Below are 2,401 nucleotides of genomic sequence, written 5' to 3' on the forward strand. Positions count from 1 at the left end.
CTGAAAGAATATAGAATGACATTTAAGCACCTACATCAATTGGCTTTGGAAAATGGTGATGCCATTCATCTACTACATGAATGCATAGATTTTCTAAGAAAAAACAAAATCATACTGCCTGCTATCACTACACTTGAAAGAATAGTGTGGGAAGCAAGGGCAATGGCTGAAAAGAAGCTATTTAACACGGTTAGTCAATCCCTAACAAATGAACAAAAAGAAAAACTTGAAGATATTATTACCTTGCAGCATTCGTCAGAATCCAATAAAACGATATTGGATTGGTTAAAAGAACCACCGGGACATCCTTCACCCGAAACCTTTTTAAAAGTAATAGAACGACTCGAATACATACGAGGAATGGAATTAGAAACGGTGCAAATTAATCATTTGCACCGCAATCGCCTGTTACAGCTGTCTCGCTTGGGTTCAAGATATGAACCTTATGCATTCCGTGATTTTCAGGAAAATAAACGATATTCAATACTAACCGTCTATTTATTACATCTTAATCAAGATTTGACGGATAAAGCTTTTGAAATTCATGACAGACAAATACTTAGTCTCTTATCAAAAGGTCGTAAGGCTCAAGAGGAAATTCAGAAACTGAACGGTAAAAAGCTGAATGAGAAAGTTATACACTTTACGAACATCGGACAAGCTTTGATCAAAGCAAAACAGGAAAAATTAGACGTTTTTGAGGTTTTAGAATCCGTTATTGAATGGAATTCTTTTGTCTCTTCGGTCGAAGAAGCCCAGGAGCTTGCACGTCCTGCTGACTATGATTATTTAGACTTACTGCAAAAACGATTTTATTCACTAAGAAAATATACGCCAACGCTATTAAGGGTGTTGGAATTTCATTCTACAAAGGCAAATGAGCCACTTTTACAAGCTGTAGAGATTATCCGAGGAATGAACGAATCCGGAAAACGAAAAGTACCTGATGACTCACCTGTGGATTTTATTTCAAAACGTTGGAAAAAGCATTTATACGAGAATGATGGTACAACAATCAATCGTCATTACTATGAAATGGCTGTTTTAACAGAACTTCGGGAGCATGTTCGGGCAGGAGATGTTTCCATTGTTGGCAGCAGACAATATAGAGATTTTGAGGAATATTTGTTTTCCGAATTTACATGGAATCAAACGAAAGAGAATACGAGATTATCAGTTAGTTTATCATTCGAAGATTATATAACGGAGAGAACCAGCAGCCTTAATGAAAGGTTAAAGTGGTTAACTGCCAATTCCAACAAGTTAGATGGAGTTTCTCTTGATAAAGGAAAGCTGTCACTTGCACGCTTAGAAAAAGATGTACCAGAAGAAGCAAAAAAGTTTAGTGCAAGCCTTTATCAGATGCTACCAAGAATAAAATTAACCGATTTACTGATGGATATTGCTTATATAACAGGATTTCATGAGCAATTTACTCATGCTTCCAATAATCGAAAACCGGATAAAGAAGAAACGATTATTATTATGGCTGCCCTTTTAGGAATGGGAATGAATATAGGTGTAAGCAAGATGGCTGAAGCAACACCCGGACTTACATATAAGCAATTAGCCAATGTATCTCAATGGCGCATGTATGAAGATGCAATGAATAAAGCCCAAGCCGTATTAGTAAATTTTCATCACAAATTACAATTGTCTTCCTATTGGGGAGACGGTACAACATCCTCATCAGACGGTATGAGAATGCAGTTAGGTGTTCATCACTACATGCAGATGCAAACCCACATTATGGAACTGGAAAAGGAGCCACCATCTACCGTTTTACTAGTGATCAATTCTCTTCTTACTACACAAAGATTATTCATACTAATTCAAGGGATGCGATTCATGTTTTAGATGGTTTGTTGCACCATGAAACGGATTTAAACATAGAAGAGCATTATACAGACACAGCTGGTTACACAGATCAAATATTCGGACTGACTCATTTATTAGGATTTAAATTTGCCCCAAGAATAAGAGATTTAGCAGACTCAAAATTATTTACAATAGATAAAGCAAGTGAGTATCCAAAATTAGAAGCCATTTTACGTGGACAAATAAATACAAAGGTCATTAAAGAAAATTATGAGGATGTTTTGCGATTAGCTCACTCAATAAGAGAAGGAACAGTTTCAGCATCCCTTATTATGGGGAAACTAGGATCTTATTCAAGACAAAACAGCTTGGCTATAGCCTTACGTGAGATGGGTCGAATAGAAAAAACAATTTTTATTTTGAATTATATATCGGATGAATCATTAAGAAGAAAAATACAAAGGGGATTAAATAAAGGAGAAGCCATGAACGGATTAGCAAGAGCTATTTTCTTCGGAAAACAAGGTGAGCTTAGGGAACGGACTATACAACATCAATTGCAAAGAGCCAGTGCTTTAAACAT

The 2,401-nt window shown here is 36.1% G+C and carries 1 pseudogene; it reads left to right on the forward strand.

The features are described from left to right. Positions 1 to 2,401, forward strand: a pseudogene (locus PDK19_RS27145) (Tn3 family transposase); the annotation flags it as partial.

The organism is Bacillus cereus group sp. BcHK124 (genome assembly GCF_027712065.1).
In the GTDB taxonomy this organism is placed as follows: Bacteria; Bacillota; Bacilli; order Bacillales; family Bacillaceae_G; genus Bacillus_A; species Bacillus_A pacificus.